Origin of the sequence: Cellulophaga fucicola (assembly GCF_900119145.1) — a bacterium.
In the GTDB taxonomy this organism is placed as follows: Bacteria; Bacteroidota; Bacteroidia; order Flavobacteriales; family Flavobacteriaceae; genus Cellulophaga; species Cellulophaga fucicola.
In genome coordinates this window covers 109812-111109 of record NZ_FPIY01000007.1, presented here as the reverse complement: position 1 = coordinate 111109, position 1298 = coordinate 109812, and the positions used below count along the sequence as shown (strand labels likewise).

At 34.4% G+C, this 1298-nt stretch carries 1 pseudogene; it reads left to right on the top strand.

What is annotated here, in order from left to right:
- Window positions 1-1298: pseudogene (locus BT107_RS17580) on the top strand (hypothetical protein); the annotation flags it as partial.

Below are 1298 nucleotides of genomic sequence, written 5' to 3'. Positions count from 1 at the left end.
CGTTCTACAGTTTTAGATAACGGAGACGGAACATTTACATTAACAGATGACTCAGGAAATTCTGCAACAGTAGATACTAATAATACAGTAACTACTTTAGTAGATAACGCTGATGGTAGCTTTACGTATACATCAGAAAACGGTACAACAACAACATTTACAGAAACATTATCTACATTGGTGGATAATGCAGATGGAACATTTACCTACACAAACGAAGACGGAGTAGTAACTACGTTTGATGCTAAGCGTTCTACAGTTTTAGATAACGGAGACGGAACATTTACGTTAACAGATGACTCAGGAAATTCTGCAACAGTAGACACCAACAATACAGTAACTACTTTAGTAAATAATGGTGATGGTAGCTTTACGTATACATCAGAAAATGGTACAACAACAACATTCACAGAAACATTATCGACTTTAGTAGATAATGCAGATGGTACATTTACATATACAAACGAAGACGGAGTAGTAACTACATTTGATGCTAAACGTTCTACAGTTTTAGACAATGGAGACGGAACATTTACGTTAACAGATGATTCAGGTAACTCAGCAACAATAGATACAAATCAAGTTGCGGGTACTTTAGTTAATAATAATGATGGAACTATTACATATACAGATGGTACAGGTTCTTCTCAAACAGTAGGTTTAGTAAGTTCTGATGCTAATAATGATATTCAAGTTGGTACAGATGGTGGTTTATATTTAAATGTAGCTTCAGTAACAATTTCAGAAACAATTACGTCCTTAACAGATAATGGCGATGGTACTTTTACTCACGAGAATGAGAATGGAGTAACAACTACATTTAATACAAAGCGTTCTACAGTAGTAGATAATGGCGATGGTACATTTACAATTACAGATGATTCTGGTAACTCAGTAAGTGTAGACACCAACAATACAATAACCACTTTAGTAGATAACGGTGATGGTACATTTACATATAAATCAGAAGATGGTACAGAAACAAGTTTTACTGGTACAGATAATCAGGATTTATCATTAATTGGTGATAATTTATCATTAACAAATGACCCTACAGCTACAACTATAGATTTATCAAAATACAATCAAACAGTTAGTGGAGTAGGTAATATTTCTGTTACAGATGACGGAAGTGGAAATTACACAGTTAGCTCTACTGATCCAGATGAGAGCATTACAAATGAAGTAAATACTCGTTTTTCGGTTGTAGGTTCTAATTTAGAAATTGAAGATGATAATAGTGTGTTGTTTGTTCCATTATCGGAATTAGCAGCAGGTGGTGCAGTTGGTCCGCAAGG